At 67.7% G+C, this 6,000-nt stretch carries 5 protein-coding genes; 4 read left to right on the plus strand and 1 reads right to left on the minus strand.

The window, feature by feature from the left end:
* Window positions 1-127: 127 nt before the first annotated feature.
* Window positions 128-1,342 (minus strand): M20 family metallopeptidase, encoded by a 1,215-nt coding sequence (locus RIT73_RS16215; RefSeq protein ID WP_309133139.1) that lies wholly within the window; start codon window positions 1,340-1,342, stop codon window positions 128-130.
* 187 nt (window positions 1,343-1,529) lie between these two features.
* On the opposite strand from RIT73_RS16215, the gene RIT73_RS16220 reads away from it, so the two are divergent.
* The 4 genes from RIT73_RS16220 to RIT73_RS16235 all read left to right on the plus strand — a co-directional run.
* Window positions 1,530-2,345, plus strand: coding sequence for a SurA N-terminal domain-containing protein (locus tag RIT73_RS16220; RefSeq protein WP_309133140.1), 816 nt, complete (start codon window positions 1,530-1,532; stop codon window positions 2,343-2,345).
* A 104-nt stretch (window positions 2,346-2,449) separates the two neighbouring features.
* A complete protein-coding gene (locus RIT73_RS16225) occupies window positions 2,450-3,049 on the plus strand; it encodes a 2Fe-2S iron-sulfur cluster-binding protein (protein ID WP_309133141.1) in 600 nt (199 codons plus the stop codon).
* Window positions 3,046-4,062 carry a xanthine dehydrogenase family protein subunit M gene (locus RIT73_RS16230; protein WP_309133142.1) on the plus strand — a complete coding sequence of 339 codons (1,017 nt, stop codon included), beginning with the start codon at window positions 3,046-3,048 and terminating at the stop codon, window positions 4,060-4,062. Before RIT73_RS16225 ends, RIT73_RS16230 begins: the two co-directional genes overlap by 4 nt.
* The coding region (locus tag RIT73_RS16235; protein WP_309133143.1) for a xanthine dehydrogenase family protein molybdopterin-binding subunit at window positions 4,049-6,000 on the plus strand (1,952 nt) is incomplete at its 3' end. The genes RIT73_RS16230 and RIT73_RS16235, both read left to right, overlap by 14 nt.

The raw sequence follows: 6,000 nt of genomic DNA on the forward strand, positions 1-6,000 counted from the left end.
CATGATTTCTCACAGTTCAAACTACTCCGAGTTGCTCACAACTACGATTGAGGATTTCAAGCGGGTATCGCTGGCACTGTCTGAGTGCACTACCGACCGACCATGCCCATACTACGGGCGCCTGTCCTCACCCCACCTCGTCCTCCAACCGCGCGAACGCCAAATGTGCAAGCGCAGCAGCCTGATCGCCCAGCAGCCCGTCGTCGAACTGGACCCGGGGCGAATGGTTCGTCTCGGCATCAGGGTCGATTTCCTCAGGGGCGGCGCCGAGGAACACGAACGTGCCCGGCACCTTCTCGAGGACATAGGAGAAATCCTCGGAACCCATCCGAGGGAACGCCATCTCCTCGACTCGGTCGGTGCCGAACACCTCGCCAAGACGCGTAATAGTCTTCTGTGTCTCGGCGGGGTTGTTGACGGTCACGGGGAAGCCGACCTGGAAGTCCACCTCGGCGGTGCAGCGGTGGGCCTTCGCGATGTTCTCGGCGATCTCGTGGACGCGTTCCCGGAGCAGCTCCAGGGAGTCGGCGGACAGGAAGCGGATCGAGGCGGTCAGCTTCGCAGTGTCGGCGATGACATTGCTGGCCTGGGAGCCCTCGAGCTGAGTGACGGAGACGACGACCGGGTCGAAAATGTCGAACGACCGCGTGGTCATGGTGTTGAGAGCGAGCGCGATCTCGGCGATCGCGGGCACTGGGTCGCGGGTGGCCTGGGGCTGGGAGCTGTGGCCGCCGGCGCCGTGGACGGTGAGGTGCAGATCGGCGAACCCGGCCATGAGCGGCCCGCCCTTCGTGGTGAAGCGGCCTCGCTCTGCCGACTCGACATGGATGCCGTAGGCGGCGATGACCGGGGCGCCTGCGGCGTCGAGCACACCCTCGGCGATCATCGGTTCGGCTCCGCCATCGGTCTCCTCGGCGGGTTGGAACATGAAGATGACAGATCCCGGGATCTCGTCGCGGTGGGCGGCGAGCAGTTGGGCCGCGCCGACAAGGCCAGCGGTGTGCATGTCATGGCCGCAGGCGTGCATGTTCCCGTTGGTGGAGGCGAAGTCGAGGCCGGTCTCCTCGACGACTGGCAGGGCGTCCATGTCCCCGCGCAGCAGCACTGCCGGTCCGGGATTTCCGTCGGCGCCTGACTTGCCGCCCTTGAGGACGGCGACGATGGAGCTCAGAGCCTCGCCCGTGGTGATCTCGAGACCGAGCCCCTCCAGTTCCGCGAGCACAGTCTGCTGGGTGAAGGGCAGATGCCTGTCGAGTTCCGGATTGGCGTGCAGGGTGCGGCGCAGTGCCACGAGTTCGTCCTGCAGGGTCTGGGCTTCGGTCCGGAAATCCGGAATCGACATCGTCTCTCCTCGGTCGGCATCAGCGCCTTCCTACTCAGGGCGCCGTCCCCCTCAGGGTAGGTCACAAGCGGCATGGATGCTTTGCACATCTCGCGGTGACTCGCGACTGTTAGCCTGACCAGTCGGCCCGATGATAAGAGTCCTGAGGTGCAGGGCCCTGAGATGCCGACGAATGTCTGGAGTGAACGTGCAGAAGATCAAATGGTGGGCAGGCCTCACGCTTGCCGCGTCGATGGTGGCCGTGGCCGCGTGCGGCGCCTCGGCGCAGCAGGGCAGCGAGTCCTCGTCCGCTGAGACGAGCTCGGCCGAGAGCAGCGAGAAGCAGGGACAGAGCCAGTCCGGCGCACAGGATGCGCAGGGCCAGCAGGATCAGGCACAGTCCGGCAAGCCCGACGTCTCCGGCATTCCCGACGTCGTGGCAGTCGTCAATGGAACCGAAATCAAGAAGGACGAGTTCATTCCGCTCTTCCAGACCCAATTCCAGCAGATGTCGATGCAGGCTCAGCAGTCCGGCCAGCCAGTTGACGAGAAGCAGCTGAAGACCCAGACGGCAGAGAACATGGTCGCGACCGAACTGCTCAGCCAGGAGGCGAAGAAGCGCGGCATCTCGATCTCCGACAAAGAGGTCGACAAGGGTCTGAAGGAAGCCGCGGAGTCGAGCCAGATGAGTGAGAAGGACTTCCTCGCGGCGATGAAGAAGCAGGGTCTGGACGAGGCCGCGGTCGATTCGCAGCTGAAGACCCAGCTCGGCATCGAAGCCCTCATCGAGGATGAGCACGGGGAGTTCAAGGTCAGCGACGAGGAGATCGGCGCCGCCTATCAGCAGGCGAAGACCCAGCAGGAGCAGATGGGCGCCCAGTCCGGTCAGGCCGGGCAGATGCCTCCGCTCGAGAAGGTTCGCCCGCAGCTCGAGGAGCAGGTGAAGAGTCAGAAGTCGACCGAGGCAACCCAGAAGTACGCCGAGAAGCTGCGCAAGGAAGCCGACGTCAAGATCAACGTCTGACAGCATCCTCGCGGACACGGTGAGTGAGCCTCCCCGGTTCCTTGTCCGGCCGCAGCCGTGCCGATACTCTGATCGGACGACGCTGCTGTCCGGAGGAGGTCTCCATGGACTACTCTCGTCACCTCGGGGTCGACGGCACGGAGCACACGCTCACCGTCGACGCCCGGACCACCCTGCTCGACGCCCTGCGGGACCGGCTGGGGGTGATGTCCCCCAAGAAGGGCTGTGACCACGGCCAATGCGGTGCCTGCACGGTCCTGATCGATGGACGCCGGCAGAATTCGTGCCTGGCGCTGGCGCTGTCCCACGACGGTGCTCAGGTCACCACCTCGAACGGTCTGGCCGAGAACGACGAGCTCTCGGATCTGCACCGCTCGTTCCTCGACCACGATGCCTTCCAGTGCGGCTACTGCACTCCCGGTCAGGTGTGCTCGGCCGCCGGAATGCTCGCCGAGGCGGACCGGGGCGCCCCGAGCGCCGTGACCGAGGACCTCGAGGCTCCGGTGGATCTCTCATCCGCCGAGGTGCGCGAGCGCATGAGCGGCAATCTGTGCCGCTGCGGCGCCTACGTCAACATCGTCTCTGCAGTCCGCGAGGTCGCGGCCCAGCGAACCGGCAAGCGAGCCGGCCAGCGATCCGCCGCCCGCGACGATTCAGCCCGGGACCCGATGACCGCTCGAGCCGGCGACGAGGAGTCGCGATGAGGCCCTTCGACTATCAGCGTGCAGCCGACACCGACGATGCGCTGATCGCCCTCGCCGACCGTCCCGACGCCGTCTACCTCGCAGGCGGCACGAACCTCGTCGACCACCTCAAGCTCGGCATCATCGCCCCTAACCTGGTCGTCGACATCAGCCGCCTCGACCTCGAACAGGTGAGTGAGCTCGACGACCACGGGCTGCGCATCGGAGCGATGGTGCGCAACAGCGATCTCGCGGCCCACCCACTGGTGCGCGCGAACTACCCGATGCTCTCCCGCGCGCTGCTCTCCGGCGCCTCCGGACAGCTGCGCAACGCCGCGACCACCGGCGGCAACCTTCTCCAGCGGACCCGCTGCGTCTACTTCCAGGACGCCTCGACCCCGTGCAACAAGCGCGAACCGGGCACCGGCTGTTCCGCGCTCGAGGGCTTCACCCGCAATCACGCGATCCTCGGCGCTTCCTCCAGCTGCATCGCCACCCACCCCTCGGACATGGCGGTCGCGATGGCCGCACTCGACGCCGAGGTCATCGTCCTCACCGAGAACGGGGAACGCCGCATTCCGGTCGTCGACCTCCATCGACTGCCCGGCGAGGAACCGAACCGAGACACGGTCCTTAATCACGGCGACCTCATCGTCGCAGTCGAGCTGCCCGCGCCCGGTCGGGGACGCTCGACGTATCGCAAGATCCGCGACCGCGCCTCCTACGCCTTCGCCCTGGTCTCCGTCGCGGCGCGACTCGACCTCGACGAGGCGGGCCGGATCCGCGAGGCCGCGATCGCTCTCGGCGGAGTCGCCCACAAGCCTTGGCGCGCCACCCGCGCCGAGGAGGTGCTCCAGGGCGCCGAACCGAACCGGGAGTCCTTCACTCGGGCCGCCGAGGCGGAGCTCGAGTCCGCCCAGCCGCTGCCCGGCAATGCGTTCAAGGTTCCGATGGCGAGAGGGGCGATCATCTCGGTCCTCACCGAACTCGCCGGGCGGTCCGGATCCTCCGAAGGAGCGGATGACGATGGCTGACCTGCTGCAGACCTCGGCCGTGGGCACCGGCACGGTGCGCCTCGACGGGCCCGACAAGGTGCGCGGCCTGGCCCCCTACGCCTACGAGCACCCGGTCGACGAACCGGTGTTCCTCTACCCCGTGCAGGCCGAGATCGCCCGTGGCCGCGCGGTCGACATCGGTACCTCCGCCGCCGAGGCGAGCGAGGGAGTCGTCCACGTGCTCACTCCTGCCAACGCCCCCGAGCTCGCGGACACGGAGGACGGCGAGCTCGCGATCCTGCGGTCGAACGAGATCGGATTCCGCGGCCAGTACCTCGGCGCCGTCCTCGCCGAGACTCCCGAGCAGGCGCGCCATGCGGCCGGGCTGATCACTCTCACCTATGCGCAGGAGGACCACGACGTCGAACTGCGTGAGGACCATCCGGATGCCCGCGAACCCGAATCCGGTTCCGGCGAGATCACGGTGGGGGACTTCGAGACCGCCTTCGCCGAGGCCGAGGTGCGCGTCGACGCCCGGTACTCCACGCCGATGGAGCACAACAATCCGATGGAGCCGCACACGACGATCGCCCGCTGGGACGGGACGGCGCTGAGGCTGTGGACCTCCACCCAGGGCGTTCATCCGGCACGTTCGACTCTCGCCCCGATCCTCGGGATCGACCCCGACCGGATCCACATCGTCAGTCCCCACGTGGGCGGCGGCTTCGGCTCGAAGGGCCTCCCGCACGCGGACATGATGCTCACGGTGCTGGCCGCTCTCGCGCTGCCTGAGCGAGCGGTGAAGTACGCCGTCTCCCGGCAGCAGATGTTCTCGATCACCGGTTACCGCGCACCTACCCTGCAGCACGTGCGCCTCGGCGCGCGCAGGGACGGAACGATCACCGCGCTCGGCTTCGACGCGGTCGCGATGTCCTCAGAGACGAAGGAGTTCCCCGAGCTGGCGATCAAACCCGCCCAGGTCATGTACTCCGGAGACAACCGGCGGCTGACTCAGCGCCTCGTCCCGCTCGACGTACCCGTCCCGTCCTGGATGCGAGCCCCCGGCGAGGCACCGGGCATGGTCGGACTCGAGATCGCCATGGACGAGCTCGCGGAGGCGACCGGCATCGACCCGATCGAGCTGCGCATCCGCAACGACGCCCAGACCGACCCGGAGACGGGCCTGCCGTTCAACCGGCGGAGGTTGGCCGACTGCCTTCGCCTCGGAGCCGAGAGGTTCGGATGGGGTGAGCGGGATCCCGAACCGCGCTCCCGACGCCGAGGTGAGTGGCTGATCGGCACCGGCGTGGCCTCGGCGACGTACCCGGCGAACCGGCAGGCGGGATCGGTCGCCCGGATCAGGTTGACGACCGAGGGCTATGAGGTGGCGATCGGAGCCGCCGACATCGGGACCGGCACCTGGACGGCCCTGACCCAGGTCGCCGCCGATGCGCTCGAGGTGCCCAGCGCCGAGGTGCGTCTGCGGATCGGCGACACCGACCTCCCGAACGCGACCGTTGCGGGCGGCTCGACTGGGCTGGCGAGTTGGAGCGCGGCTGTGTTCACCGCGGCTAAGACGTTCCGCTCCCGGCATGGTCGCGACCCGGACATCGGCGCCGAGGCCGAGGGTGAGGCCGAAGAGAACCCGGCTGCCGAGACGCACTCGCTCCACTCCTTCGGCGCCCATTTCGCCGAGGTCCGGATCCACGAGGCGACCGGGGAGATCCGCCTGAGCCGCATGCTCGGGGTGTTCTCCGCAGGCCGGATCGTCAACCCCCGCACGGCGCGCTCGCAGTTCATCGGCGGGATGACGATGGGCCTGGGCATGGCGCTGATGGAGATCAGCGAACTCGATCCGCGCTTCGGCCACGTCGTCAACCACGACCTCGCCGAGTACCACGTGCCCACCAATGCCGATGTTCCCGAGATCGAGGCCATGTGGCTCGACGAGGACGACCCCCTGGCCGGGCCGCTCGG

This window comes from Brevibacterium sp. (genome assembly GCF_031179145.1).
Taxonomy (GTDB): Bacteria; Actinomycetota; Actinomycetes; order Actinomycetales; family Brevibacteriaceae; genus Brevibacterium.

Bases quoted from the DNA above. Each gene is read 5' to 3' on its own strand.
- RIT73_RS16215 (WP_309133139.1), bottom strand. From the start codon at position 1,342: ATGTCGATTCCGGATTTCCGGACCGAAGCCCAGACCCTGCAGGACGAA.
- RIT73_RS16225 (WP_309133141.1), top strand. From the start codon at position 2,450: ATGGACTACTCTCGTCACCTCGGGGTCGACGGCACGGAGCACACGCTC.
- RIT73_RS16230 (WP_309133142.1), top strand. From the start codon at position 3,046: ATGAGGCCCTTCGACTATCAGCGTGCAGCCGACACCGACGATGCGCTG.